Source organism: Klebsiella indica (assembly GCF_005860775.1).
Classification (GTDB): domain Bacteria; phylum Pseudomonadota; class Gammaproteobacteria; order Enterobacterales; family Enterobacteriaceae; genus Klebsiella; species Klebsiella indica.
In genome coordinates this window covers 85,382-112,022 of sequence record NZ_VCHQ01000007.1, presented here as the reverse complement: position 1 = coordinate 112,022, position 26,641 = coordinate 85,382, and the positions used below count along the sequence as shown (strand labels likewise).

The following is a 26,641-nucleotide window of genomic DNA, read 5'->3' as shown; positions in this document are numbered from 1 at the left end:
CCGCTGAAAAAAGCCGCAGCACGCCAGCGGCAGAGATGGCGCGCTGGCGAGTGGATGTTAACGATGGTAGAAAATCTCGCCATCATAGATTTTGAGGATTTTTCCCCCGGTATCGGTAATCAGTACGTAGCTCCCGCCCATATAAGTCCAGTGAGTACCGGCATCAGGCGCCGGAAGATTGCGCAACTGCCACTGCTTTATATTATATTCTGGCGTGAGGTACAGCGGCGGTACGGTATCGCCGATGCGGAATTGTTTGAAGTCTGCGGTAACGCCATCCAGCGCATATTTCTGTATCGCGCTGTCGGTAGCAGCCCATGCTCCGCTGGTGCAGGCCAAGAGTACGCCCAGAAGCATCATTTTTGTTTTACGCATAATATCCTCATTATTATCCTGGACACAAAATCGCAGCCCCGTATCATTCCCGATGCATGAAGCAAATGGCAAGTGTTTGAGTGCTTAAAAGTGTAAGTAAACGGCGATGCACTGACGATTTTTGGGCGAATTACGCCTGTTTTGAGAATAATCCAGGTTTGGGGGTTCCTATGTTCAGGCTGGAAGATCTGGCATTGTTTGTCCGCGCAGCGGCATTGAACAGTTTCAGCGATGCGGCGCGGGAAGCGGGGCTGCAGCCCGCGCAGGTCAGCGCGGCGATCAAGCGTCTGGAAACGATGCTGAATATTCGTCTCTTTGCCCGTTCAACACGGAGTTTACGCCTGACGCCGGAAGGGGCGATCTGGCTACCCTACGCGACGCAAATGCTCGATACTTTGCATGCTGGTTTGCAAAAAATTCACCCTCAGGATGATGAGGTTCACGGCACGTTACAAATTGCCGTACCGTCGGATCTTGGGCGTAATCTGCTTCTGCGTGTGTTTCGTGCTTTTCGCCAGCGCCATCCTGCGCTGCATTTACGGATTCTGTTTTCTGACCATCTGACCGATGTGTTTAAAGATCCGGTAGATGTTGCGTTTCGCTACGGTGATAATGGCAGCGCCTCGTTTATTTCTTTGCCGGTTGCGCCGGAAAACCGCCGGGTGCTGGTGGCCTCACCGGGCTGGATTGCCGAACATGGCGAACCGCAGACGCTGGCGGATCTGGCGCGACACAATGCGCTGACTTACGTGCTGCGAGGCAGAGCGTTCGACCGCTGGCCGCTCAGTCTGGATGGTCAGGTACACCACGTTCAGGTTTCCGGCACTATTGTGAGTGATGATGCGGAGGTGATTCGTCGCCTGGCCATTGCCGGGGAGGGCATAGCGTTTAAATCTCAACTGGACGTCGGCGATGATATCCGTGAAGGGCGGCTGCAGGTTCTGCTGCCGCACTATCAGGGAGATCGGGTGCCGCTGAATATGATTTGTCCACACCGCAAGCAGCTCTCTGCCGCGGTGCGCTTGTTGTATCAGGAGGTGAAAGCATACTGTGAAGCCATCAATTCCCCGATAGCGCTGCGCTGACAGGGCGACGTGGTTCATGCCGCGCGCGTTCGGGCCAGGGCAACGCCTCGCTTGCGGGATAAGTTAATGTTTCACCAGCGTTGTAAAGTAGTACACCAGGGGAACAGAGAGGATCCACAGGCCAATCGGGATTTCCCGCCATTTTCCGGCAATGGTCTTAATCACCACGTAAAACAGCAGCCCACCGGCAATCCCGGTCCCGAAGCTATTGGCAATCAGGGTGATCATCACCATCATCAGCACCGGCAGCCCGTCGGTGAAATTCGCCAGATCCACTTTGCGCAGACCGCTGAACATATTCAAACCGATCAGAATCAGCGCAGGGGCGGTAGCCTCTTTTGGGATCATGAGCGCGACAGGTGTAAACAGCAGCATCAGCAGGAACATCACCGCCGCCGACAGCGCGGTTAATCCGGTTTTGCCGCCAGCTTCCGCGGCCGCCGAAGACTCAATCAGCGCGGTAGCCGCCGGAATACCGAGCCAGGGGCCAATGGCGGCGGCGATCGAGTCGACCATAAACGGGCGATTAATATGCGGCATATTGCCTTCTTCATCCAGCAACCCTGCTTCGCCGCCCACCGCCAGGGTGGTGCCCATCGTGGAAAAGAATTCCGAAGCGAAAAAGACGAACAGGAACGGCAGAAAGGCGATATTTAGCGCGCCGAACATGTCGATTTGCCCAAGCACCGGCGTCAGCGAGTGGGGCAGATCAATAAAGCTCTGCGGTAGTCTGGCCACGCCCATTGGAATACCGATGAGGGTGGCGAAGAGGATTGCCCACAAAATCGAACCGGGGATTTTTCTTGCCTGCAGGGCAATTGCCAGAAACAGTCCGCAAAGCGCCACCAGCGCTCCCGGAGAGAGAAAATCGCCAAGCATCAGGGCATGGGTTTTGGCGTTGGCCAGCACCAGCCCGGCGTTGCGAAACCCCAGCACGGCGACGAACAGCCCGATGGAGGCCGTCAGACCGAGCTTAATGGACTGCGGCACCGAACGGGTGACCACTTCGCGCAGGCCGAATTTGGTTAGCAGGAAAAACAGAATCCCCGACCAGCAGGCGATACCGAGACCGACCTGCCAGCCAATTCCCTCGCTGCCCGCGAGCGTCACGCCGACCAGTACCGAGCCGCCGATCCCCGGCCCGACGATAAACGGCAGGTTGGCGTAAAACGCCATCAGTAGCGTGCCGCCGATAAATACCAGAATCGTACCGGTGGTCGCCGCGCCTTTATCCATTCCGCCCACCGCCAGCAGACCGGGGATAACCACCAGCAGATAGGCGGCGGCGAGAAAACCGGTAATACCGGCGAGGCACTCGGTGCGCAGCGTGCTGCCGCGGGAATACAAAGCAAAACGGCGCTCCAGCCAGCTTGCTTGCGTAGAGGTATGAAGGGTATTGTCGGCCATGCTCAGGCTCCCTGAAGATTATTGTTGTGATGCGTGTGTTCCGGGATTTCCCGGCAGTCTATCAGCGGTTCGACTATCTGGCGGGTGCTGCCGTCGGTCAAACCTAAATCAGTCAAATGCGGACCGGCATTACAGGCGAGGCAGGTGCCTTCAATTGCCTTAAACACGCGGTACGGTGGTTGCCAGTCCGCAATCTCGGCGCTCAGATCGCGAAGCTGGCGGAACTGCCGGGCCAGTTCCGGAGCCGGTAAGTCGGAGAGCATTCCGGCAATCGGCATCGCCACGTGAGCGAGAATGTTGCCCCGCTGCGACAGCGCCATGCCGCCGCCGGATGCGATCAGTCGGTTTGCCGCCAGCGCCATATCGTCGGCATCGCGGCCCAGTACCACCAGGTTATGCGAGTCGTGTGAGTAGCTGGTGGCGATAGCGCCGCGCAGCTCCCCCCAGCCCTCTAACAGGGCGATTTGCGGCGTCGCCCGGTGGCGACCGTGGCGATGCTTAACCCAAATCAGGCTAAAGCCGTCCGGGAGTTGCACTTTGCCATCGCGAACCTGTACCTCAACTTCACCCCACTGGGTAAAACGCGCGCCGCGAATATGCCGCAGGCGGGCGACGCCGTGGCGAATATCGCCGACGCGGAGGACAAAATCGTCAGGGCTTAGCGGCGCAATCCGCAGCGTGTCGCGCGGCGGCGTTACGCCGCTCGCCGCCGGAACCGGCTGGAGCAGGGCGCCGTTTTGCGCAATCAGCTTACCGGCGACGTAGACTTGCCGCGCGTTAAGCTTTTCTAATGAATCGAAAGCGACCAGATCGGCGCGACGCCCGGCGGCAATTAGCCCCAGATCGTGACGCTGCAGACGGATCGCCGCGTTGAGGGTCGCGAAGCGCAAGACGTCGGTTACCGGCAGGCCCTGTTCAATCAGTAGATTGAGCAGGGCAATGATCCCACCTTTTTCCAGTAGCATATCCGGCGGGACATCATCGGTGCAGACGGTGATTTGCGAGGAGAGATGCGGCAGCGTTTTCAATGCTTTAACGATCTCCGGCAGCAGGTAAGGGTGCGAACCTCGAATTTCGATAGTCAGCCCGGCGCGCAGTTTTTCCAGTGCATCTTCCGCTGAGGTCAGTTCGTGATCGGACGTGACGCCGGCGGCAAGATAGGCCTGGAGATCCGCGCCGCTCAAACCGCGGGCGTGGCCTTCAATCAGCTTACCGCTGTCCAGACCGGCCTGAACGATCTCCTGCATCCGCTCGCTGCCGTGCAGTACGCCATGCATATCCATCACTTCCGCGACGCCGCGTACTTCCGGCCATGCCAGCATGGTTTGCATCTCCGCGCCAGCAAAATCGGCGCCAGACATCTCCAGCCCCGGCGTTGACGGCACGCTGGAGGGCGCGGCCACCATTACCTGCAAGGGGAGATGGCGACTGGCGGCGACGGCATAGCGCACACCGTCCACGCCCAGTACGTTGGCCAGTTCATGGGGATCCCAGAACACCGCCGTGGTGCCCTGGGCCAGGACGATTTCAGCATAACGTTCCGGCGGCAGGTGAGAGCTTTCAAGGTGGACATGAGTATCCATCAGCCCTGGCGACAAAAAACATCCCGCCAGGGAGCGATGTTCGCGGGCATCGGAACGGCTGCCGCGTGGATGTACGCTGGCGATGGTTTCACCGACGATGCCAACATCGGCCTCGCGGATTTCGCCGGTCGCCATATCGACAATCTGCGCGTCGGTCAATAAGAGATCGAACGGGGATTCTCCGCGAGCGGCCTGAACGGCGCGACGGCGGATTTCAGCACTGCTGGACATAACATCTCCGGCACAAGGATAATGCGGATACTCTAGGGGCAGTGCAAACGTTTGCCCAGATGAATAAATTTATCGCCCGATAACTTCGGGTTATTCTGCAGAATAATCGTTAGTGAAGACGAAGAATCCTATGACCGAACCCTGGCAGCGTCTGCCTGCGCTCTCCCTTAAGCAGATCCAGTATTTTGTGACCCTGGCTGAGCTACGCCATTTCACCGATACCGCTAATCGCCTGGCGATCAGCCAACCGGCGCTAAGCAGCGCGCTGCGGCAAATTGAGACGGTACTGGGCGGGAAGCTGGTCAATCGCACGGCTTCTGCGGTTACTTTGACCGATCTGGGGGCGGCGATTTTGCCGCATGCCCGGCGGGTATTGAGCGTGGCGCAACTGGCGTTTCAGGATATGCGGCAGATTGTCGAAGCGGGTGGCGACGGTACGGTACGTATTGGCCTGGTGCCCTCGGTTAGCTCGCTGCTGTTTCCGTTGTTGCCTCAGACGCTGGCGCAGGCTTTTCCGCGCCTTAGGGTGGAGTTTCACGATCAGACTAACGATGCTCTGTTTTGCGAGCTTTTGTCGGGGAAGATAGATTTTGCCGTAGGCGCCATTGATCGTTCGTTGCCGCCTGAACTGCAGGTTTATCCTTTGCGTGAAGATCCGTTCGTTGCGGTACTGCATCGTGACGATCCGCTGGCCGGGCAGCCGCATTTACCGTGGAAGCTGCTGGCGGGGCGCGATATTGCGGTATTCTCAAAAGGTAATATTCAGCGTCTGGTCGGGGCGCTGGTGGAGAGCCATCGGCTGACGTTAAATACCCGTTATCAGGTGGACTATATTGAAACGCTATATGGTCTGGTGCGCTCCCGGCTGGCGGTGGCGATTTTGCCTGAGCTCTATACCACCCACCTTCAGGACCCTGCGTTGAAGATTGCTCAGCTTCAGCAGCCAGCGCTGACGCGGACCGTGGCGCTTATGCGCGGGCCACAGCCCCTGCCGCCGTTAATTGAAGCGTGTTTTTGTTTACTGCAGAGTTCGCTGCGGGAAGTGGATTTGTAGAGGCATTCTGTAGAGGTATAGCTATCGCCGCTTGTTTTGGTGAAATACGAGAGAGGCAATGGAATACAGTATCGTGTCTTTTAAAATCAAAGCGTTATAGCTCTTTAATAAAATCATGTTGTTGCAAAAATGTCGGTAGAATGTTTTGTGTCGATAAATTTATTATAAAACAATAAGATATATTTAGTATGTTCCCCGCGCAAGCGGGGATAAACCGGCAACGCCGAGCCGTTGACCACGCCGGATGGTATGTTCCCCGCGCAAGCGGGGATAAACCAGGTAAGCTCATCACTAAGATGAGGAGAATACCATGTTCCCCGCGCAAGCGGGGATAAACCGGACCGGGCGTGAATAAACGCTATTTATATGGCATGTTCCCCGCGCAAGCGGGGATAAACCGCTTATCTGGCGCGGGATGCATGTTATCTGGAGATGTTCCCCGCGCAAGCGGGGATAAACCGCCCGCGCGGACGTTCTTGCGGAACAGCACACAATGTTCCCCGCGCAAGCGGGGATAAACCGGCCTATCTGAGCAATAAACATCGCGATATCAGCATGTTCCCCGCGCAAGCGGGGATAAACCGCGCGAGCACGGCAACACGACTCTGCACGACTGATGTTCCCCGCGCAAGCGGGGATAAACCGTATCGGCAATCTGGCAGAAACTATTGCCTTCAATGTTCCCCGCGCAAGCGGGGATAAACCGCGGAAATGGTCGCAGCTCTTGAGGCCTGGACAATGTTCCCCGCGCAAGCGGGGATAAACCGCAGGGAGTATAGTTTTATGCTCAGAAAAGTTCATGTTCCCCGCGCAAGCGGGGATAAACCGCGCAATGTGCTAACCGAGCTAATGAAGGCTCGTGGTCTGGCTACAGTCTTCCACACTGATCTGGATGCCCTGAACGCCGAACGGGTAAGGATTCAAACTGACGACCAGTAAGAGGCTGATGACAAACCTGTATCAAACATTGTGCTCGCATTTCTACCGGATGGCGGCAAAAGCCTGACCTGTCTCATTGGCAACAGCGCTGCGCCGGTATGGTGGCCCGGACAGGCTCAGCGCCTCCGGGAAAGGATGCTAAGGCAGATGCTTGATCAGCACGTCGGTGGCCAGGTGATTAATGTATTCCATAGAGTGCGAGGAGAGCACGCCCAGCAGCCGGTTATGATGCCCGGCGATAATCAAATCGATATTTCGCTGGCGCACGCACTCTTCAACATCGGCAAAACGACGAGTGGTGACCAACGAGAGCGTCTGCACAGGGATAGAGACCGTCGCCGCCAGTTCGCTCAGCAAGGCTTTAGCCTGAATGACCTCCTGAGAAACGTCATCGTCCAGCAGACTATCGGAGACATAATTCAGCGCCCGGTAGTCGGTACTGATATGAGCAATGGTAATACGCAGGGCGTTCTCTTCCGCCATTTTGGCGGCGTGCTGGAGCAACGGAACACCATCAAGGCTGTTGTTGATCAGCACCAGAGCATGGTGATAAACGGGCATAGCGACACCTCAAAGTAAGGTTGCACTTTTTATCATAGTGTATCCGTCGTGAGGGGAAAGCAAATCCAACAATGTGCTGTACCGCTAAATATTCTTACATTATTTCTCTTATCAGCAGTCGCTTGCGTTGTGTAGAGACATACCGTAACCTGCCTGCTGAGAACGTTTTATCTCTCAATGACTCGGGGTGCCCTTCCTTGTGAAGGCTGAGAAATACCCGTACCACCTGATCTGGATAATGCCAGCGTAGGGAAGTCAGAGACCGCAGGGTCGTCGCTTCTTCATCGCCTGGCGGGAGCAAACGATGCCTGACCTGCTAAACCCCGCGCAAATTGCCCGTCTGCGGCACCTTTTACGCAGCCATTCCCCCCTTATTCACTGCATGACGAATGACGTGGTGCAGACATTTACCGCCAACGTGCTTTTAGCGACAGGCGCTTCGCCCGCGATGGTTATCGACCCGGACGAAGCCAGCCAGTTTTCTGCGATTGCCGATGCGCTGCTGATTAATGTCGGCACCCTGACGGTAGAACGCGCCGCGGCGATGCGCGCGGCGGCGCACAGTGCGCGGCAGGCGGGAAAACCGTGGGTGCTGGATCCAGTAGCGGTTGGCGCACTAACGCTGCGCACTGAATTTTGTCGGCAACTGCTGGCGCTACAGCCTGCCGCGATACGCGGCAATGCTTCGGAAGTGTTGGCCCTTGCCGGAATGAGCGGCGGCGGGCGCGGCGTCGATACCACCGATAGCGCCGCTGCTGCGCTGCCCGCCGCCGAAGCGTTGGCTCGCCAGTTAAATACCGTGGTCGCGGTAACCGGCGAGGTTGATTACATCACCGATGGCCAGCGCACGCTGATGGTCTCCGGAGGCGATCCGCTGATGACCCGGGTGGTCGGTACCGGCTGCGCGCTGTCGGCAGTGGTTGCCGCCAGCACAGCGATGCCCGGCGACCGTCTGGAGAACGTCGCCGCGGCCTGCGGCCTGATGAAACTCGCCGGTGGAAAAGCGGCGCAGCAGGGTGGGCCTGGCAGCTTCACTCCCGCTTTTCTTGATGCGCTGTACGCGGAGGGCGGCCAATGAAACGAATCAATGCCTTAACGATCGCCGGCACCGACCCAAGCGGCGGCGCGGGGATCCAGGCGGATCTCAAAACCTTCTCAGCGTTGGGCGCTTATGGCTGCTCGGTCATTACCGCGCTGGTGGCGCAAAATACCCGCGGCGTGCAGTCGGTGTACCGCATTGAACCCGATTTTGTCGCCGCGCAGTTGGATTCGGTGTTTAGCGATGTACGAATCGACACCACCAAAATCGGTATGCTGGCGGAAGCCGATATTGTGGAAGCGGTGGCGGAGCGGCTGGCGCGTTATCAGATTAAAAATGTGGTGCTGGATACGGTGATGCTGGCGAAAAGCGGCGATCCGCTGCTCTCCGACAGCGCGGTGCAAACGCTGCGCCAGCGCCTGCTGCCGCAGGTGGCGCTGATCACCCCGAATCTGCCGGAAGCGGCGGCGCTGCTGGATGCGCCGCACGCGCGCAGTGAACAGGAGATGCTGGAGCAAGGGAGAGCCCTACTGGCATCAGGCTGCGGCGCGGTATTAATGAAGGGCGGCCATCTGGATGACGCCGAGAGCCCGGACTGGCTGTTTACCCGCGAAGGGGAGCAACGCTTTACCGCGCCAAGAGTACAGACCAAAAATACTCACGGCACGGGCTGTACATTATCGGCGGCGCTGGCGGCGCTACATCCTCGTTATGACTCCTGGCAACAGACCGTAACGGAAGCGAAAAGCTGGCTCTCTGCGGCGCTGGCGCAGGCGGATTCATTGGAAGTGGGGCACGGGATTGGCCCGGTCCACCATTTCCACGCCTGGTGGTAAACGCCATGACAACGTGCCAGTGGGTAAGGCTGAAAAATTGCGCGCCCGGCTGGAAAATCTGCTGAGTTGGTACCAGGCTTACTCTGCCCATACCCGGCAGACTTCAGGCTGCATATGCGTTGGTTGTGTGACTCGGTTCATTCATCTTTCGCCCGCTTTTGGCTGGTCAGGTGCGTTTCTGACGACGCTGTCGTTCACTGGCCGCCGTCCTGCAACGTGAATGCTCCAGGGTCTAAACAATTGGGCGGGGAAAATGCTTGCCGGTTTCGACCGGCACTTACGGGAGATAGCTATGACTGATATTACGCAGTTGCTTGGCAAAGATGCCGACACACTCTTACAGCACCGTTGTATGACTATTCCAGCCGACCAGCTCTATTTACCGGGCGCGGACTACGTTGACCGGGTGATGATTGATAATAATCGCCCGCCGGCGGTGCTGCGTAATATGCAAACGCTGTATAACACCGGGCGTCTGGCGGGAAGCGGATATCTGTCCATCCTGCCGGTGGACCAGGGCGTAGAACACTCTGCTGGCGCCTCCTTTGCCGCCAACCCGCTGTACTTTGATCCGAAAAATATCGTTGAACTGGCGATTGAAGCCGGGTGTAACTGCGTGGCTTCCACCTATGGCGTGCTGGCCTCGGTGTCCCGCCGCTATGCGCACCGTATCCCTTTCCTGGTCAAACTGAACCATAACGAAACGCTAAGCTATCCGACGGAGTATGACCAGACGCTGTACGCCAGCGTCGAGCAGGCGTTCAATATGGGGGCCGTGGCGGTAGGGGCGACGATTTATTTCGGTTCTGAACAGTCTCGTCGCCAGATTGAGGAGATTTCCGCGGCCTTTGAACGGGCGCATGAACTTGGGCTGGTCACCGTACTCTGGGCTTATCTGCGTAACCCGGCGTTTAAGAAAGATGGCGTCGACTATCACGTTTCCGCTGACTTAACCGGTCAGGCTAACCATCTGGCGGCGACGATCGGCGCGGATATTGTGAAGCAGAAAATGGCGGAAAATAACGGCGGCTATAAAGCGGTGAATTTCGGCTATACCGATGACCGGGTTTACAGCAAATTAACCACCGACAACCCGATTGACCTGGTGCGTTATCAACTGGCGAACTGCTATATGGGCCGTGCCGGGCTGATTAACTCCGGCGGTGCGGCGGGTGGCGAGACTGACCTCTCCGATGCGGTGCGTACGGCGGTAATCAATAAGCGCGCGGGCGGGATGGGACTGATTCTGGGCCGCAAAGCGTTTAAAAAATCGATGGCCGACGGCGTGAAATTGATTAATGCCGTGCAGGATGTCTATCTCGATAGCAAAGTCACCATTGCTTAACGCGGCGTAGCCCTGACAGATATCGGCGTCCTCTTGCGGCGCGGTGTTGACTGACGCTATGGGGGCGCCGGGAGCTATGGCTGGGGCCGCTGCCTGTGAGCGGCCGCTGTTCCTTTCCGGTTGTTGGCGTCAGCGCGTCAGCAGCCAGCGGGCGGTGTGTTCATCGGTTACCAGACCGTTGATCCAGTCGCCTTTCAGCGCTGCCAGAATAGCCAGACGCTTATACTCCCCGCACGCCACCGCGATACGCGGGCACTGGTTCTGGCGAATATCGTAGCTGGTGATCATTCTGTTGATTTCGCTGTCAACCACGCTGCCTTCGGCATCAATAAAGCGCCCCATGATCTCGCCGATTCCGCCGTGCGCCGTTAGCTCATCCATCTGCGCCTGATTGATAAAGCCGTCTTTAAATATCGGGCTTTGGCTACCCAATGGCCCAATCCCCACAAAGATGACGTCCGCCTGCCGTGCGACGGCAGAAACGCTGCGGAAAAGCCGGCTGGTACACCACATATCATGCTCTTCCTGGGTTTGTGCGTAGCGTGGCGCGGGCCACTGATAGTACTTCGCCTTAATTTTACTGGTCAGCAGTAGCGGGACGTCATCGTAGTAGTTGCACTGACCGTCGGCATCCATGGCGCTGATTAGCGCCACGCAGCGGGTATTCAGGCTATCGAAATCGATGCGTTGCAGCGCTTTCTTCAGGGTCAGGCCAGAACCAAGGCCGATGATTTTCTCTTTGTCGTCCTGCAGATAGCGCGCCATCAGTTGATAGCAGCCAAACGACACGCTATCCAGGGTACTTTCTTCACTAAAGGCGGGGACGATATTGCACTCGATAAGCTGGTATTTTTCCTGCAACAACTGCGCATAATCGAGGCAGTTCGCCACGGGATGATGCAAGCTAATCGATACGATCCCTTCTTCTTTTGCAGCGGCGATCAGCCGCTGTACTACCGGTCGCGAGGTGCCAAGCTGGCTGGCGATCTCGCTCTGATTCTGCCCGGCGATGTAGTACATCCATGCGGCGCGGACCTTTTGATCCAGCCGGATATCATCTTCTTTACTCATGGTTTCCTGCCCCTAAGTGTCTGGCCACGGCAATAAATTCTCCTGGCAATAACCGCATTCTCGCCGTGGCTGGCATAACTGGCAAGCTTTTGCTCAATTTTGATCATTTGAAATTTTATTGGTCAATTGCTCTTTTGTGATCTATAGCTCTTAAATAGGTCAAATGATCAATTACAGTGACGCCATCAACTCAAGGAGAGCAGAACATGAACAATCAATTCACATGGCTTCACATTGGTCTGGGTTCTTTTCACCGCGCTCATCAGGCGTGGTATCTGCACCGGCTGATTGCTTCCGGAGATAAACGCTGGCATATCGCGGCGGGAAATATTCGCAACGACGCCGAGCAGGTTGTTCAGGCACTGACTGCGCAGGATGGACGCTACGTGCTGGAGACCGTCAGCCCGGAAGGGGAACGCGAATATGAAGAAATCACTTCCATTCAAAAACTGCTGCCGTGGCAGGCCGGACTGCAGCCGCTGATTAACGAGGGGGCGAACCCGCAGACGAAAGTTATCGCCTTTACCGTGACGGAAGGGGGGTACTACCTGAATACCGGTCACAAACTGGAAACCAGCAACGCTGATTTAATGGCTGATTTGCAAGGGGGTTGCCAGACGATTTACGGCACCATCGCGCGGATTCTGGAAAAACGCATGGCGGACAACGCCGGGCCGCTCACCCTGCTGAACTGCGATAACGTGCGTCACAACGGTGAACGTTTCCACGACGGTATGGTTGAGTTCCTGCAGTTAACCGGCAAACAGGCGGTGATTGACTGGATGGCTGCCAACACCACCTGCCCGAATACCATGGTGGATCGCATTACTCCGCGCCCGGCGGCTGACCTGCCCGCACGCATCAAAGCGCAAACCGGGATTGATGACAAGGCGCCGGTGATGGGCGAAACCTTTATTCAGTGGGTGGTGGAAAACAACTTCCGCGCTGAGCGCCCGAATCTGGACGCGGTTGGCGTGGAAATGGTGGCGTCGGTGATCCCTTATGAAGAGGCGAAAATCCGTATTCTTAACGCGTCACACAGCTGTATCGCCTGGGCGGGAACGTTAATCGGCCAGCAATATATTCATGAAAGCACCTTAACTGATTTTATCTATGCCATAGCTGACCGCTACGTCACGGAAGATGTCATTCCGTGCCTCGGTGATAACGGCATCGATCTGCCAGCCTATCGCGATGTAGTGCTCAAGCGCTTTACCAACCCGTATATTCAGGATACCAACCAGCGCGTTGCCGCCGATGGTTTCTCGAAAATTCCGGCGATGATCACGCCAACCTTACAGGAGTGCTACCGCCGGGGCGTTCGCCCGGAAGCGACCGCCATGCTGCCCGCGCTGTTCTTTGTCTTTATGGAACAGTGGCATAAGGGAACGCTGCCGTATCAGTACCAGGATGGGATCCTCGACGAACAGGCGGTGCATGAAATGTTTGAAGCTCACGATCCGGTCGCGCTCTATGCCCGCGATAAAGCGCTGTTTGGCGAACTGGCCGGCAATAGCGATTTCCTGACGCTGATGCGCGAGAAGATCGCTTCCGTTTATATGCTGATTAACTAAGAGGTGGCTATGTATCTCGGTATCGATCTGGGCACATCGGAAGTCAAAGCGCTGGTCATTGATGAAAACAATGAGGTGATCGCCAGCCATAGCGCGCCATTGAGTATTCAACGGCCCCATCCGCACTGGTCAGAACAGTCGCCGCAAGCCTGGTGGGAGGCGACAGAGTACCTGATCACCACACTGCGGGAGAAATGCGCTCAGCACTGGCCGGCGATTAAGGCTATTGGCCTTTCCGGGCAGATGCACGGCGCGGTGCTGCTGGATGCCGATGGCGAGGTGATTCGCCCGGCAATTCTGTGGAACGACACCCGCTGCGCGCAGGAGTGTGCGGAACTGGAAGAGATAGCGCCGGAACTGCACCAGGTCGCGGGAAACCTGGCGATGCCGGGCTTTACCGCCCCGAAACTGCTGTGGGTACGTCGCCATGAGCCGCAAAATTTTAAACGTACTGCCACGGTTCTGCTGCCAAAAGATTATCTGCGCTACCGGATGACGGGGAAAAAAGTGTCCGATATGTCGGATGCTGCCGGCACGTTGTGGCTGGATGTGGCAAAACGCGACTGGTCTGATTCTCTGCTGAATAAATGCGGCCTGTCGCGTCGCCATATGCCGACGCTGGTGGAAGGTTGCGAGGTTTCCGCCACGCTTGATCCGCAGGTTGCCGGGCGCTGGGGGCTGAACGCTTCGGTCGTGGTGGCAGGAGGCGGCGGCGATAACGCGGTCAGCGCCATTGGCGTCGGGGCGGTCTCACCGGGGGATGCGTTTATTTCGCTTGGCACATCCGGGGTGCTGTTTGTGGTGACCGACGCTTACCGCCCGGCCCCGCAGTCGGCGGTTCATGCGTTTTGTCACGTGCTGCCGAATCTGTGGCATCAGATGAGCGTGATGCTCAGCGCCGCAAGCTGTCTGCAATGGTTCTGTCGCCTGACCAGTACGACAGAAATCGCGTTGCTGGAGGAGATTGCCGAGCTTAGCGAGGAACAGAAAGCCAGTGCGCCGTTCTTCTTACCTTATCTCTCCGGCGAACGCACGCCGCATAACGATCCCGAAGCGCGCGGCATGTTCTGGGGAATGAGCCACTCCAGCCAGCGCGCCCAGCTTGGCTACGCGGTGCTGGAGGGCGTGAGTTTCGGCATCAACGACGGTCTGCGGGTGCTGAAAGAGAGCGGTACGCAGATCGATCGCTGTTCGCTGGTTGGCGGTGGCGCCCGCAGTCCGTTCTGGGCGCAATTGCTGGCCGATATCCTCAATATACCGGTGGTGACCCACAAAGGCGGGGAGACCGGCGGCGCATTGGGCGCGGCGCGGCTGGCTTGTCTGGCAGCAGGCAAACCGCTCGCCAGCGTTTGCGAAAAACCGGAAGTCTGGCAGACCTGGTACGCAGACCCGGTTCGCCATCAAACCCTGATGCAGCGCTACGCACAGTTCAATGCGTTGTATGTCAACGACCTGAACTTTCGTCAGCATGCATTTTAATCACCTACCCTAAATAATCCGAATTGCAGCAAGGCGGCGCAGTGAATCGCCAGGCGCTGACATAAGTCAGTGACTGGCGTGAGCAAGGAAGGCAACGCAACTGCGGTTTGAATTATGGCGGGCAGAACAGCCCTCCGGTGAATTCACCGGAGCGGTTTCCTGTATCCTGAAAACGAGGTCATTATGTCCGTAAATAATAAACAATGGCTCGGTTTACCCCTGAATCTGTTCTGGGGATATGTCGCCATTGCCGTGTTTATGACCGGCGACGGTTTCGAACTGGCATTTCTGTCGCACTATATCAAAGAGCTCGGCTTCACCCCGGCAGAGGCTTCATTTGCGTTTACACTGTACGGACTGGCCGCCGCGCTGTCGGCGTGGATTTCCGGCGTTGTGGCGGAAATCATTACCCCGCTTAAGACCATGATGATTGGCTTCGTAATGTGGTGCGTGTTCCATGTGCTGTTTCTGGTGTTCGGGCTCGGCCATGCGAATTATGCGTTGATCCTGGTCTTCTACGGCATCCGCGGCTTCGCGTATCCGCTGTTCCTCTACTCGTTTATCGTGGCCATTATCCATAATGTGAAAAGTGATAATGCCAGTTCGGCGATCGGCTGGTTCTGGGCGGTTTACTCCATCGGCATCGGCGTGTTCGGCAGCTATATTCCGAGCTTTACCATTCCGCATATCGGCGAGTTAGGGACGTTGTGGCTGGCGCTGGCCTTCTGCGTGACTGGCGGCGTCATCGCATTGGCCTCTCTGCGCCATATCCAGACGCCGCGCCATATGCAGAATCTGACCACCCGTGAGAAGTTTTCCGAGCTGGGACGGGCGGCGACGCTGCTCTATACCAACCGTAATATTCTGCTGTCGAGCATGGTGAGGATTATTAACACTCTGTCGCTGTTCGGCTTTGCGGTCATCATGCCGATGATGTTTGTCGATGAACTGGGCTTTACCACGTCTGAATGGCTACAGGTATGGGCGGTCTTCTTCTTTACCACCATTTTTTCTAACGTCCTGTGGGGGATTTTGGGCGAGAAACTGGGCTGGATGAAAGTGGTGCGCTGGTTTGGCTGCATCGGTATGGCGCTCTCCAGCCTGGCGTTTTACTTCATTCCTCAGCATTTTGGTCATAGTTTTGCGATGGCCCTGATTCCCGCCATCGCGCTGGGGATCTTTGTCGCCGCGTTTGTTCCGCTGGCCGCCGTTTTCCCGGCGCTGGAGCCGCAGCACAAAGGGGCGGCGATTTCGGTTTACAACTTGTCTGCGGGGATGTCGAACTTTCTCGCGCCGGCTATTGCGGTGATATTGCTACCGTTCTTCAGCACCATCGGGGTGGTGATCGCCTATACCGTACTGTATGTGGTGGCCTTTTTCCTCTGCGCATTTATTCGCGTTGAGCAGCCGGGGTTTTGCCACAAGGAAACGTCCGCCAGTGAGCAGGTTGAATTCTCTTAATGGTGTCATGTTGTGCGGCTGGCAGGGTATTTATGCCAGCCTTATTGAGGTAGATGATGAGTATTAAAGCGGTTATTTTTGACATGGATGGCGTAATCATTGATTCCGAATATTTATGGCGACAGGCGCAAATCGAAACCCTTGCGAAGTGGGGGGCGACGGTGAGCGTCGATGAATGTGAAACCCTGACCAAAGGAAAACGCCTTGACGATATTGCCCGCATCTGGTGCCAGCACTGCCAGCTTGATGTTGCGCCAGAACGGATTGAAGAGGCTATACTGCTGCGTATCACCAATCTGATTGCCGCCGAAGGTGAACCGATGAACGGCGTGCGCGAGGCGTTACGCTATTTTCGCCAGCAGGGGTATCAAATTGCGCTCGCCACCTCATCGTCCCGGCAGGTTATCTCCGCAGTGCTGAATAAACTCGCTCTTTGGCGCTATTTTGACGTGGTTTCCAGCGCGGATGATGAAGTTCGCGGTAAGCCGCATCCGGCGGTCTATCTGACGACGCTGCGCAAGCTAAATCTCAGCGCCAGCCAGTGCCTGGTGATTGAAGATAGTTTTAACGGATTTTGCGCGGCGCGGGCGGCAGGTATTCCAACGATTATTATTGCCGGGGATTGCCTGGATGGCCGTTTTCAGGCCGCTGCCGGCCGCTATCAGGCTTTGCCTGAACTGCTGGATGCTCTCTCCGCTGAACCGGAAGCGGTCGGATAAATTCGTCATTTGTGGGTGCAGGAGATTTCGGGGTGTACACGGTCTGTTAATCCTTTTTCTGCGCCCACGCTCCTCTCGTTCATCTTGCCGATCGTCCTCGCGTTTCGCTCCCCTTTTGTGAAAACAATCACGTCCTGTTGTGCTAATGCCCAAATTTAATCTCCTGCTTAGCGGTAATTGTCCGAGGAACTGTTGCATAATTGTGCTTAGATTATAAATGAAACATGTTTTTAATAATTAAAAACCGCCTTGCTGATTTTTTCTGTGAATCGGATTAGGCTGTGATAAGGACTGAGCATGAAAATTGAATCTGTAAATGTCACCATTTTCCAGTATCCCACTCGTCGGGTTTCCGACAGTGCCGGGCACTCCCATCCGGGGGCTGAAGGGATGGCGAAAATGGCGATGCTGACCATCACCGCCGATGACGGCGCCCAGGGCTATTCGTTCGCGCCGCCGGAAGTGGTACGCCCGTATGTGGTGAATACTTTTTTCCGTAAAGTGCTGGTGGGGCAGGACCCGTTTAATCGCGAGCGCATCTGGCAGGATCTTAACCACTGGCAGCGCGGCAGCGCTCATCAACTGACCGAGCGCGCGCTGTCGTTTGTCGAGCAGGCGCTGTGGGATCTGATTGGCCGCAAGCTTAACCTGCCGGTTTACAAACTGCTCGGCGGCTACCGTGACACGGTTCCGGCCTACGGCAGCACGATGTGCGGGGATGATTTACCGGGTGGTCTGTCGACCCCGGAAGAGTATGCGGCCTTCGCTGAAAAGCTGGTCGCCCGCGGTTATAAGGCCATCAAGCTGCACACCTGGATGCCGCCGATCGCCTTTGCGCCGGATCCGAAAATGGATATCAAAGCCTGCGCGGCGGTGCGTGAAGCGGTGGGACCGGATATCGCGTTGATGATTGACGGCTATCACTGGTACAGCCGCGCTGACGCGTTGTGGATTGGTAAGGCGCTGGAAAAGCTGAATTTCGCGTGGTTTGAAGAGCCGATGGCAGAGGATTCGATGTCTTCCTACGCCTGGCTGGCGGAAAACCTGTCGATTCCTGTCGTCGGGCCGGAGAGCTTCGGCGGTAAGCACCATATGCGCGCCGAATGGGTGAAAGCCGGGGCCTGCGACATTCTGCGCGCGGGGGCCAACGGCGTCGGCGGGATCGCGCCGACCATGAAGGTGGCGGCGCTGGCGGAGTCGTTCGGCATGGACTGTGAAGTCCACGGCAATGGGGCGGCAAGCCTGGCGGTGGTCGGCGCGATCCGCAACTGCCGCTGGTACGAGCGTGGCCTGCTGCATCCGTTCCTTGATTACGATGAGCCCGCCGCGTACCTCAACAGCATTGTCGACCCGATGGATGACCAGGGATTGGTGCATTTGTCACAGCGTCCGGGCCTCGGCGAAGACATTAATTTTAGCTATATCGAAGCCAATACCGTTAGCCACGACTGATTAAATATCACCTGCTCGCTAATCCTTGCGCAATTTACAGTCAGCCAGGCGAGCCATGCCCCGGTAAATCACCGTTCTGATACGCTTTACCGGGCTATTTACTCGTGGGGGAGAACTGGCAGAGACCACGCAGACGCTGGTCACTGCCAGCCGGCAATATACGCGAGAAATGGCGCGAGAGGTGGCCACGTACTCGTTCATGTGGCGCATTGTCTGTTGCGAAATGCGCCATTTTTAGATAAAGAATTCCTATAAAGTGTATTTATAGTTATATGTATCGTATAATAGTGTAAAAGTGGTGTTTAGGTCTAAAACGAGAGTATATTCTTATTATATTGTTATTTGTGGAATCATAATTCATTTTTATTGGTTTTTCTGGAATGGATATCCAGTTTTTTCCTCGGTTCTGACATGTTTTGTGTTGTAAATGCACTTAAACTTTGCTTGTAATAGCGAAAACCTGCATAAGGCATCTCCAGTTCCTCACCGTAATAGAGTAAAATCGCTTACGAATAATCCTAAAGCGTTTCTGCGTATTAAGAATTATCTCATTTGCACTCTGGCATTATGCCGCCTTCATCCAAACGATTACTATTCTCAGGGAACAGGATGGAAAAAACATATACGATTAATGGAAGAATTGCTTTTATTCCTCAGAGAAGCACTCTAATACTTATTCCAGATAATTCGAAGCGTGTTTTATTGAATATCCCGGCCTGCCGTTGTTTATTGTTGCTAATTCAACAAGATGGCGAAATAGTCGCGCGTGACGCTTTTTTTCAGGAAGTGTGGATAAAGCATGGCTTGCAGGTAACCAACAACTGTTTTTACCAGAATATTTCTTTACTCCGTCGTGCTTTTAAGCAACTGGGCGTCGGGCAAGAGATAATTGTGACGGTACCCAGAGTCGGCGTCAGGCTGGATGCGCAGCTGGCGGTTATTGAATCCCCGTCGGACACACAGGAAACGGTACCGCTTATCCCGGTGGCTACTGCGGAGGTTGCGACGGCAAGTCCCCCGGAAAAAAAGCGGTTGAGGCCGCAATTCCCTCTCATATGGGCGGTTGCGGCGTTGCTAAGTTGCCTGATAATGGGGTTTATTGCCTGGCAAACCGAATTCGATTCTTATCTGCAACGGTATTTACCGGTTAATGTGAAAACGTCACAACAATGTTATTTTTTTGCCAATAATGATGTTGTCGATCATTATCCACATGAGAAATTTAGCGATCTTAACCATTTTGAATGTAAAACCTATCCGTGGATTTATTTAACCCTGTATCCGGGGCAGGCCCGCGTTTCGGTGATAAGCTGCCGTCAGCCATTTAGTCTATGGCGTGATAATCAATGCCTCACCAGTTATTATATTAAGTAGGTACAGAATGCGCTTGCATAGCATTAAATGGTTAATGGCTATCATTTTTATCAGTTTGTTAACCGCTTTAGTAATAAAATCCTGGCAATATTGGCAGCAAAATCATTTCCAGTGCAGCGGGGAAATGCGATTATTTAACACAGATTTCCAGGGGGATGTGTCAGTACGTTACATATTTGATAGTAACCGCGGGCTGGTGATTGTGCGAGGGGAAATTACGCCCCTGGAGGGACGTCCATTTACTATCAATCAGAGCGTCTGGTTTAGCTTTACCCGTGACGGTGAGCACTATTTCATGCGTTCGGAAAATATCTCCGCGGGCACAGGCAAGGCGGAAGAGGAGGTGCAGGGGCAGATAAAACGTATCCTGCCGCCTTTTTTCCTCAAGCCGCAGGTACCGTTTTACCTTAATATCCAACGGATAAATGAACGAACCCGATTGTTTTACACCAGCCGGGCGCCAGTACTGTTTTGCGAGACCTGAAGCCGGTTATGTCCCGTCGCCGGTCGGGGTGACGTCGTCGCGTTCATAACCCGTCATCAAGTCAGAGGGCGCAGGGCATATTGTGCCTGTCCGGCTGCACGGCTCGCGCCTTGATGTGCAGCCCACGGCACTGACGCACTTTTGTGGGAGACGGCCTAACGTAAGAGTGCGCAATCTGGCGGCAGCCTGCAGCGCAGTGCGGCCGGTAAGAGTTCCATACGGAAGTGTTTTCCCGTTAGCGGCTCGCCATCAAGGTTAAACGTCATTTCGTGCGGGGCGGTTATCTCAAACCATGAGGAGACGCCGTCAATCAGATTCGGGGAGTTATCCGGGTTGGCAAGGGTGTTGAATAGCGCGGGAATCAGCTCTTCACCGGTAAAAATACGCAGATGCAGCAGACCATCGTTGATTAACGCCTCCGGACATAACGGCTGACCCCCTCCGGCCTGGCGACCGTTGCCGATACCGATGACCAGCGCATCGCCCTGCCAGTGAAAATTTTCGCCGCGGATTTCACAGCGATCCGGCTTCAGGGTATCCATTCGCATCAGACCGTGAATCAAATACGAGACACCGCCAAGCGCGGCCTTTAATTTTTCCGGGGTTTCAGTGGTAATTCGCGTGCCGAAACCGCCGGTGGCCATATTGATAAAACCGGTCTTGCCATTAACTCGCGCAATATCAATCGCCACATCGCGGCCAACGATAGCCAGTTTTAACGCGCTGGCGAGATCCTGCGGGATACCGACGCTGGTGGCGAAGTCATTCGCCGTGCCCAGCGGCAAAATCCCCAGCGCCATTTCGCTGCCGCGCGCGACCAGCGCGGTGGCAACCTCGTTGATCGTACCGTCGCCACCGCCGGCAATTACCGTTTCGACCTTCAGCGTCAGGGCTTCATCGACAAACCGCGCCGCATCGCCTTTTTCCCAGGTGACGCGGACGTGGATATCGACACCTTCATCGCGTAACAGTGCGACCGCTTCGCGTAGCTGCGGTTCATTGGCGCCTTTGCCGTTCAGAATCAGTAAGCTGGCTGGAAACGTAGACATTATCGGGGGAACCTTTATTGCACAGAGATGCATAAAGTGTACCGCATGAACAACGTGAAGACCTGAATGATGATAAAAAATAAGCCCGCGTAAGGGAGATTACGCAGGCTAAGGAGGTGGTTCCTGGTACAGCTAGCATTTATGGGTTATGTTTTTCAGCGAAATGGATAATATCTTTTTTGACGGAAAGGGTATGTGATCCGTTTCTAATATCCTCACATTGAGAAAAATAACCTAAATTAACGAGTTACTGTGCGGGTTTCTGGTTGTCTGACCAGAAAAATTGCGCATCAGTAACGCGTACTGTAGCGTCATATCCTGCGGAACAGGCAGCCATACGGTGTGGCCATCGCCCGGCGCGACCGGCGTCATTTCGCCTTTACCGTTTTCCATATGTTCGAGGGTAAAGTTGACGTTGCCTTGCGGCGTCATCAGTTCAAGACTGTCGCCGAGGGAGAATTTGTTCCTCACCGCAACCGCCGCCAGGTCCCCACGGCGCTCGCCGGTGAATTCGCCGACAAACTGCTGGCGCCCGGAAACGGAGTAGCCGTACTCGTAATTCTGGTAATCGTCATGGGTATGGCGGCGCAGAAAACCTTCGGTGTAGCCGCGATGAGCCAGGCCTTCCAGCGTTTCCAGCAGGCTGGTATCGAAAGGTTTGCCTGCGGCTGCGTCGTCAATGGCTTTGCGGTAGACCTGAGCGGTACGCGCGCAGTAGTAGTAGGATTTGGTACGACCTTCGATTTTCAGCGAATGGACGCCCATTTGAGTCAGGCGCTCAACGTGCGCAACGGCGCGCAGATCTTTTGAGTTCATGATGTAGGTGCCGTGTTCGTCTTCAAACGCGGTCATGTATTCGCCCGGACGTTTGGCTTCTTCAATCATAAATACCTGGTCGGTCGGCGCGCCGATACCCAGCGTCGGCTCGACGTTCTGTACCGGAATCGGCTCGTATTTATGCACGATGTTGCCGACGTCGTCTTCTTTGCCTTCCTGAACGTTATATTCCCAGCGGCAGGCGTTAGTGCAGGTCCCCTGATTCGGGTCACGCTTATTGATGTAGCCGGAGAGCAGGCAGCGACCGGAATAGGCCATGCACAGCGCGCCGTGAACGAAAATTTCAATTTCCATATCCGGCACCTGGCTGCGAATTTCGGCGATTTCATCCAGCGACAGTTCACGCGACAGAATGACCCGGCTCAACCCCATTTGCTGCCAGAACTTGACCGTCGCCCAGTTAACGGCATTGGCCTGCACCGAAAGATGAATCGGCATCGCCGGGAAATTTTCCCGTACCAGCATGATTAACCCCGGATCGGACATAATCAGCGCATCCGGCCCCATTTCCACCACCGGCTTCAGGTCACGAATAAAGGTTTTCAGCTTGGCGTTATGCGGCGCGATGTTGACTACCACATAGAATTTTTTACCCAACGCGTGGGCTTCATTGATACCGAGCTGAAGATTTTCATGGTTGAATTCGTTATTGCGCACGCGCAGGGAGTAACGCGGCTGGCCCGCGTAGACGGCATCGGCGCCGTAAGCGAAAGCGTAACGCATATTTTTCAGCGTTCCCGCCGGGGAAAGGAGTTCCGGTTTAAACATGATTTTCTCGTTCTGATGACAGGTCAGATCCGCCGCACCAGGTACGGCGAGTTGGGGAGTGTCCCCACATTAAGGGCGGGCATTGTAGCGCTGCGGGAAGGGGGAGTAAATATCAGGGGCTATCTTTAGCGGATAGCGAACCGGGGCGCGACACAATAGGGGAATTAAAGTCTGCCGCCGGGGATGCGGCCGCGGGTTATCCGTTTCTCAGACGGCGGTGACCCCGTATCCCCGGTAAGCGCCACCGGGGAGATAACCAGAAGCGGCAATGTGATTACGCCAGCCGACAGGCATCGGCTTCCCAACGGTATCCGACCCCATAGACGGCGCGGATAAACGACTGATCGGCATCCAGCGACTCCAGCTTGCGCCGCAGGTTCTTGATATGGCTGTCGATAGTCCGGTCGGTCACGACCCGGTAATCATCGTACAGATGGTTGAGCAGTTGCTCGCGGGAAAAGACCTTCCCCGGCTCCTGAGAGAGGGTCTTCAACAGGCGGAACTCCGCAGGCGTCAGATCCAGCAACTTGCCGCGCCAGGAGGCCTGAAAGCGGCCTTCGTCGACAATCAGCGGGCTTTTCGCATCCAGTTCCTGCAGGTCGCGCCGCGGTTTACAGCGGCGAAGAATGGTCTTTACGCGGGCCACAACTTCACGCGGGCTGTAGGGCTTACAGATATAGTCGTCAGCACCGATCTCTAACCCCAGCAGACGGTCGATCTCTTCAATTTTGGCCGTCACCATCACCACCGGCACTTCAGAGAAGCGGCGGATTTCCCGGCACAGGGTGAGCCCGTCGGTGCCGGGCAGCATCAGATCCAGCAGGATCATATGCGGCGGCGTCTGGCGGACGTACGGTAAAACCTGATCGCCGTGATTAATGAGCGTCGGCGCATAGCCTGCCGCCTGTAGATAATCGATCAGCAGTTGACCCAGCTTGGGCTCATCTTCCACGATAAGAATGCGTGGCGTGTTTTCATCAACAGGTAATTCAGTCATACGTCCCTCGATAAATGACGTTCCAGAGGTAACTCTACTTTAATGCTAACTCCGCCTAAAGGCGAATGGCCGGCACGTAAAGTGCCGCCGTGGGCCGTCACAATGTTAAGGCAAATCGCCAGCCCTAAACCAGAGCCGCCGCTGGCACGATTGCGCGATCCTTCGGTACGGTAGAAGCGCTCCACCAGCCGCTCCAGCTGTTCATCGGTAACGCCCGGAGCGCTATCGGCAAAGTCGATAACCAGCGTGTGTCCGCTTTGACTGACGTCGATCTGCAGGCGACCGCCGCGATCGGTATAGCGCAGGCTGTTTTCCAGCAGGTTATTGAATAACTGCATCAGGCGATCCCGATCGCCAAAAACCGTCGCGCTTTCCGGCAGCGACACGCCGATCGACAGTCCGCGGCTGGCGAAGCGTTCGCGGAATGCTCCGGCGGCGATTTCCAGCAGGTTGATGATATCCACTGAGGTTTTCTGATAGGCCAGCGCCCCTTCGTCAGACATCGAAAGCTGATGTAAATCATCGACCAGTTTGGTGAGCGTCGCGACCTCCGCCTGCAGGGAGGTGATGGAGTCCGGCGTGAATTTTCGTACGCCATCCTGGATAGCCTCCAGCTCGCCGCGCAGTACCGCCAGCGGAGTACGAAGCTCATGGGATATATCGGCCATCAGATCCCGGCGCATCCGCTGATTGCGCTCAAGAGTGCTGGCCAACTGGTTAAAGTCTTTTGCCAGCCGCCCCAGCTCATCGCTGCTGGTGGCCGCTACGCGCGTAGAGAAATCCCCGGCGGCCAGACGGTGGGTACCTTCAACCAGCCTTTTTACCGGGGCGAGCAGGCCGCGTGCCAGCGGGAAGGTGGCGAGCGCCGTAAGCAGGGTGGCGAGGGCGACAATCAGCCAACTGGTGCGTTTCTGCTGGCGGTCGAAGTTGATGTCGGTGTTACGCGTCAGGCGCTCAACCGGCGAGGCGATCACTGCGCCAACCTGCACGCCGTTGACCATAATGTTGCGTCGGCTACCCTCCTCCGGGACCGGTTCGCGCGGCCCTACCAGTACACGCCCTTTTTGATCGACCACCCAAAACATGGTGCGCCAGATATGCGGAGGAAGTTCCGGGGGCCCACGGCCATCAGGCGGCGGGCCTGGAACGATATCCGGCGGCATATTTTGTGGGCCGGAGTTCGGTACTGGCCCGTCCATCGGGTCTGGCGGCATACCGCGCCCCGGCAGAGGACGATCGTCGTTGTCGCGATCGAAGGTTTTCAGTAGCTGAAAAATAAAGCGATCGTTATTACGCAGGAATTTCCAGTTACCGTGCTGAGCATACTGTTCGCTCAGGGCATCCCCCAGCATGGTCAGACGCTGTTCATTTCCGCGCTTAATATAGTCGATAAAACCGCGTTCAAAGCTGATACGCACCGCCCAGTGCATGCTGATTAACAGCACGATACAGGTTGCGAGGATCGCAATAAACAGCTTGCCGGTAATACCGGGACGCCAGAACCTCAAGATTCACTCCTTTTACGACGACGAATCACGCTATTGACGGTGGTATCGTTCGGTACGTGGGAAAAAATCAGCGCGGGCAGCGCGATACACACCGCCATGCTTAGGTAGGTATAAAGAAAGACCTGATGTGTGGTAGCCACATCGGCGCTGATATGCTGGTGGCCGTAGAGGCCCAGCAGCATCCCGGCGATGGTGACGCCGATACTCATCGACAGCTGCATCACCATCGACAGCATGCTGTTACCGCTGCTGGCCAGATCGGAGGGCAGGTCCTTCAGGGTCAGGGTATTCATTGATGAGAAGCGGCTGGAGTTAATCATCCCTTGCAGGAACAGCACCAGAGGCAACAGCCAGTACCAGCCCGCAAGCGCGACGCTCATAAACAGCAGGCTCACCAGCGCCAGACCCAGCGTCGAAGCCACCAGCACCCGACGATAGCCAAAGCGATTGACCACCTGCACCACGATGCGTTTCATACTCATACTGCCAAGCACCATCGGGATCATCATCAGACCGGCATGGAACGGCGTAAAGCCGAGGCCAATCTGCAAAAATACCGGGGTCATAAACGGCAGCATACCGCTGCCGATACGCCCGGCGAAGCTGCCGCCGAGTCCGAGGGCGAAAGTGCGATTACCAAACAGCTTCAGGCTGAATAGCGCGTTGAGATTGCCGCGGGCGTGCCACAGATAGAGCAGAATCGCCGCAATGCCGAGCGTCACCAGAACGGCCAGCCATAGTGGGGAGATACCGAGCCCTTTTTGACCGTCGAGCGCCAGGGTCAGGGTCGCCATTCCCATCGCCAGCAGAATAAAGCCAAAAATATCAAAGCGCTGAGTTTGCATGGTGTAGTTGGGCATCAGGAAGAGCGTGGCGATGGCGCCGACAATGCCGACCGGAATGTTAATCAGGAAGATCCAGTGCCAGGAAGCGTACTCCACCAGAATGCCGCCGAGCGCCGGGCCGAGCAGAGGGCCGATCTGCCCGGGCAAGGTTACGAAGGTCATCGCCGCCATATACTGCTCGCGCGGGACGATTTTCAACACCGTCAGACGGCCAACGGGGACCATCATTGCACCGCCGACGCCCTGCAACACGCGGGACAGTATCAGTTGATCGAGCGTGGCGGCCTGAGCGCAGAACAGCGAACCGATGGTAAACAGGATGATGGCGCTGAAAAAGGTATTACGCACGCCAACCCGGTCCGCCAGCCAGCCGCTGGCGGGCAGCATCACCGCCACCGTCAGGACATAGGAAACAATAACCATATGCATATGCAGTGGACTCTCCCCAAGGCTCTTCGCCATTGAGGGGAGGGCGGTATTAACGATAGTAGTATCCAGAGACTGCATAAAGAAGCCGAATGCCACTATCCATAATTGCCAGCGTACGTTGGGCGGTAAATCGATCATT

General features: G+C 56.0%; 22 protein-coding genes, 1 CRISPR repeat array and 1 riboswitch. Of the genes, 12 read left to right on the top strand and 10 right to left on the bottom strand.

Going from position 1 to position 26,641, the window contains the following annotated elements:
* Positions 1-57: 57 nt before the first annotated feature.
* Positions 58-375, bottom strand: coding sequence for an RcnB family protein (locus FE839_RS06150; RefSeq protein WP_138359960.1), 318 nt, complete (start codon positions 373-375; stop codon positions 58-60).
* 170 nt (positions 376-545) lie between these two features.
* Between FE839_RS06150 and FE839_RS06145 the strand changes: the two genes are divergently transcribed.
* On the top strand, positions 546-1,460 hold the full coding sequence (locus FE839_RS06145; protein WP_138359959.1) for a LysR family transcriptional regulator: 915 nt from the start codon (positions 546-548) through the stop codon (positions 1,458-1,460).
* A gap of 63 nt (positions 1,461-1,523) precedes the next feature.
* Here FE839_RS06145 and FE839_RS06140 read toward each other — a convergent pair whose 3' ends face one another.
* Complete coding sequence (locus FE839_RS06140) at positions 1,524-2,867, bottom strand: NCS2 family permease (RefSeq protein WP_138359958.1); 1,344 nt, start codon at positions 2,865-2,867, stop codon at positions 1,524-1,526.
* A gap of 2 nt (positions 2,868-2,869) precedes the next feature.
* Positions 2,870-4,681: an adenine deaminase gene (locus FE839_RS06135; protein WP_138359957.1), complete on the bottom strand. Its 1,812-nt coding sequence runs from the start codon at positions 4,679-4,681 to the stop codon at positions 2,870-2,872.
* A gap of 130 nt (positions 4,682-4,811) precedes the next feature.
* Between FE839_RS06135 and FE839_RS06130 the strand changes: the two genes are divergently transcribed.
* On the top strand, positions 4,812-5,735 hold the full coding sequence (locus FE839_RS06130; protein ID WP_138359956.1) for a LysR family transcriptional regulator: 924 nt from the start codon (positions 4,812-4,814) through the stop codon (positions 5,733-5,735).
* Between the two features lie 188 nt (positions 5,736-5,923).
* A CRISPR array of direct repeats spans positions 5,924-6,563; the repeat unit is 29 nt; unit sequence ATGTTCCCCGCGCAAGCGGGGATAAACCG.
* Positions 6,564-6,812: 249 nt separating this feature from the next.
* Here FE839_RS06130 and FE839_RS06125 read toward each other — a convergent pair.
* Positions 6,813-7,235: a universal stress protein gene (locus tag FE839_RS06125; RefSeq protein ID WP_138359955.1), complete on the bottom strand. Its 423-nt coding sequence runs from the start codon at positions 7,233-7,235 to the stop codon at positions 6,813-6,815.
* Positions 7,236-7,408: 173 nt separating this feature from the next.
* Positions 7,409-7,505: riboswitch (TPP riboswitch) on the top strand.
* A 34-nt stretch (positions 7,506-7,539) separates the two neighbouring features.
* Here FE839_RS06125 and thiM point away from each other — a divergent pair.
* The 3 genes from thiM to fbaB all read left to right on the top strand — a co-directional run bounded on the left by thiM (position 7,540) and on the right by fbaB (position 10,455).
* A complete protein-coding gene (gene thiM / locus FE839_RS06120; protein WP_138359954.1) occupies positions 7,540-8,313 on the top strand; it encodes a hydroxyethylthiazole kinase in 774 nt (257 codons plus the stop codon).
* Positions 8,310-9,110 carry a bifunctional hydroxymethylpyrimidine kinase/phosphomethylpyrimidine kinase gene (gene thiD / locus FE839_RS06115; protein WP_138359953.1) on the top strand — a complete coding sequence of 267 codons (801 nt, stop codon included), beginning with the start codon at positions 8,310-8,312 and terminating at the stop codon, positions 9,108-9,110. Before thiM ends, thiD begins: the two co-directional genes overlap by 4 nt.
* 292 nt (positions 9,111-9,402) lie before the next feature.
* Entirely contained in the window at positions 9,403-10,455 is a 1,053-nt protein-coding gene (gene fbaB, locus FE839_RS06110; protein WP_138359952.1) for a class I fructose-bisphosphate aldolase, read from the top strand.
* Positions 10,456-10,584: 129 nt separating this feature from the next.
* Here the strand turns inward: fbaB and FE839_RS06105 are convergent, their stop codons facing one another.
* On the bottom strand, positions 10,585-11,526 hold the full coding sequence (locus tag FE839_RS06105) for a sugar-binding transcriptional regulator (RefSeq protein ID WP_138359951.1): 942 nt from the start codon (positions 11,524-11,526) through the stop codon (positions 10,585-10,587).
* A gap of 206 nt (positions 11,527-11,732) precedes the next feature.
* On the opposite strand from FE839_RS06105, the gene dalD reads away from it, so the two are divergent.
* The 7 genes from dalD to FE839_RS06070 all read left to right on the top strand — a co-directional run bounded on the left by dalD (position 11,733) and on the right by FE839_RS06070 (position 20,069).
* On the top strand, positions 11,733-13,100 hold the full coding sequence (gene dalD, locus FE839_RS06100; protein WP_138359950.1) for a D-arabinitol 4-dehydrogenase: 1,368 nt from the start codon (positions 11,733-11,735) through the stop codon (positions 13,098-13,100).
* Positions 13,101-13,109: 9 nt separating this feature from the next.
* Positions 13,110-14,579, top strand: a complete 1,470-nt coding sequence (xylB, locus tag FE839_RS06095) for a xylulokinase (protein WP_138359949.1) — start codon at positions 13,110-13,112, stop codon at positions 14,577-14,579.
* A gap of 183 nt (positions 14,580-14,762) precedes the next feature.
* On the top strand, positions 14,763-16,040 hold the full coding sequence (gene dalT, locus FE839_RS06090; protein ID WP_138359948.1) for a D-arabinitol transporter: 1,278 nt from the start codon (positions 14,763-14,765) through the stop codon (positions 16,038-16,040).
* A 56-nt stretch (positions 16,041-16,096) separates the two neighbouring features.
* On the top strand, positions 16,097-16,759 hold the full coding sequence (locus FE839_RS06085) for an HAD family hydrolase (protein ID WP_138360045.1): 663 nt from the start codon (positions 16,097-16,099) through the stop codon (positions 16,757-16,759).
* 297 nt (positions 16,760-17,056) lie between these two features.
* A complete protein-coding gene (locus FE839_RS06080; protein WP_138359947.1) occupies positions 17,057-18,211 on the top strand; it encodes a mandelate racemase family protein in 1,155 nt (384 codons plus the stop codon).
* Between the two features lie 609 nt (positions 18,212-18,820).
* Entirely contained in the window at positions 18,821-19,585 is a 765-nt protein-coding gene (locus tag FE839_RS06075; protein WP_138359946.1) for a winged helix-turn-helix domain-containing protein, read from the top strand.
* A 157-nt stretch (positions 19,586-19,742) separates the two neighbouring features.
* A complete protein-coding gene (locus FE839_RS06070) occupies positions 19,743-20,069 on the top strand; it encodes a hypothetical protein (RefSeq protein WP_241675612.1) in 327 nt (108 codons plus the stop codon).
* 155 nt (positions 20,070-20,224) lie between these two features.
* Here FE839_RS06070 and yegS read toward each other — a convergent pair whose 3' ends face one another.
* The 5 genes from yegS to mdtD all read right to left on the bottom strand — a co-directional run bounded on the left by yegS (position 20,225) and on the right by mdtD (position 26,640).
* A complete protein-coding gene (gene yegS, locus FE839_RS06065; protein WP_138359944.1) occupies positions 20,225-21,118 on the bottom strand; it encodes a lipid kinase YegS in 894 nt (297 codons plus the stop codon).
* A 234-nt stretch (positions 21,119-21,352) separates the two neighbouring features.
* The gene (gene trhP / locus FE839_RS06060) at positions 21,353-22,723 is read right to left on the bottom strand and encodes a prephenate-dependent tRNA uridine(34) hydroxylase TrhP (RefSeq protein ID WP_138359943.1); all 1,371 of its coding nucleotides are present in this window, start codon (positions 22,721-22,723) and stop codon (positions 21,353-21,355) included.
* A gap of 274 nt (positions 22,724-22,997) precedes the next feature.
* Positions 22,998-23,720 (bottom strand): envelope stress response regulator BaeR, encoded by a 723-nt coding sequence (gene baeR, locus FE839_RS06055; RefSeq protein WP_138359942.1) that lies wholly within the window; start codon positions 23,718-23,720, stop codon positions 22,998-23,000.
* Positions 23,717-25,228, bottom strand: coding sequence for an envelope stress sensor histidine kinase BaeS (baeS, locus tag FE839_RS06050; RefSeq protein WP_138359941.1), 1,512 nt, complete (start codon positions 25,226-25,228; stop codon positions 23,717-23,719). Before baeS ends, baeR begins: the two co-directional genes overlap by 4 nt.
* Complete coding sequence (mdtD, locus tag FE839_RS06045; RefSeq protein WP_138359940.1) at positions 25,225-26,640, bottom strand: MFS transporter; 1,416 nt, start codon at positions 26,638-26,640, stop codon at positions 25,225-25,227. Before mdtD ends, baeS begins: the two co-directional genes overlap by 4 nt.
* Position 26,641 lies beyond the last annotated feature (1 nt).

Excerpts from the sequence above, each read along its gene's own strand:
- xylB (WP_138359949.1), top strand. The coding sequence starts at position 13,110 with ATGTATCTCGGTATCGATCTGGGCACATCGGAAGTCAAAGCGCTGGTC.
- thiD (WP_138359953.1), top strand. The coding sequence starts at position 8,310 with ATGAAACGAATCAATGCCTTAACGATCGCCGGCACCGACCCAAGCGGC.
- fbaB (WP_138359952.1), top strand. The coding sequence starts at position 9,403 with ATGACTGATATTACGCAGTTGCTTGGCAAAGATGCCGACACACTCTTA.
- FE839_RS06085 (WP_138360045.1), top strand. The coding sequence starts at position 16,097 with ATGAGTATTAAAGCGGTTATTTTTGACATGGATGGCGTAATCATTGAT.
- dalD (WP_138359950.1), top strand. The coding sequence starts at position 11,733 with ATGAACAATCAATTCACATGGCTTCACATTGGTCTGGGTTCTTTTCAC.
- trhP (WP_138359943.1), bottom strand. The coding sequence starts at position 22,723 with ATGTTTAAACCGGAACTCCTTTCCCCGGCGGGAACGCTGAAAAATATG.
- mdtD (WP_138359940.1), bottom strand. The coding sequence starts at position 26,640 with ATGATCGATTTACCGCCCAACGTACGCTGGCAATTATGGATAGTGGCA.
- FE839_RS06135 (WP_138359957.1), bottom strand. The coding sequence starts at position 4,681 with ATGTCCAGCAGTGCTGAAATCCGCCGTCGCGCCGTTCAGGCCGCTCGC.
- FE839_RS06150 (WP_138359960.1), bottom strand. The coding sequence starts at position 375 with ATGCGTAAAACAAAAATGATGCTTCTGGGCGTACTCTTGGCCTGCACC.
- FE839_RS06105 (WP_138359951.1), bottom strand. The coding sequence starts at position 11,526 with ATGAGTAAAGAAGATGATATCCGGCTGGATCAAAAGGTCCGCGCCGCA.
- FE839_RS06140 (WP_138359958.1), bottom strand. The coding sequence starts at position 2,867 with ATGGCCGACAATACCCTTCATACCTCTACGCAAGCAAGCTGGCTGGAG.
- dalT (WP_138359948.1), top strand. The coding sequence starts at position 14,763 with ATGTCCGTAAATAATAAACAATGGCTCGGTTTACCCCTGAATCTGTTC.
- baeR (WP_138359942.1), bottom strand. The coding sequence starts at position 23,720 with ATGACTGAATTACCTGTTGATGAAAACACGCCACGCATTCTTATCGTG.
- FE839_RS06075 (WP_138359946.1), top strand. The coding sequence starts at position 18,821 with ATGGAAAAAACATATACGATTAATGGAAGAATTGCTTTTATTCCTCAG.
- FE839_RS06080 (WP_138359947.1), top strand. The coding sequence starts at position 17,057 with ATGAAAATTGAATCTGTAAATGTCACCATTTTCCAGTATCCCACTCGT.
- FE839_RS06145 (WP_138359959.1), top strand. The coding sequence starts at position 546 with ATGTTCAGGCTGGAAGATCTGGCATTGTTTGTCCGCGCAGCGGCATTG.
- thiM (WP_138359954.1), top strand. The coding sequence starts at position 7,540 with ATGCCTGACCTGCTAAACCCCGCGCAAATTGCCCGTCTGCGGCACCTT.
- yegS (WP_138359944.1), bottom strand. The coding sequence starts at position 21,118 with ATGTCTACGTTTCCAGCCAGCTTACTGATTCTGAACGGCAAAGGCGCC.
- FE839_RS06130 (WP_138359956.1), top strand. The coding sequence starts at position 4,812 with ATGACCGAACCCTGGCAGCGTCTGCCTGCGCTCTCCCTTAAGCAGATC.
- FE839_RS06125 (WP_138359955.1), bottom strand. The coding sequence starts at position 7,235 with ATGCCCGTTTATCACCATGCTCTGGTGCTGATCAACAACAGCCTTGAT.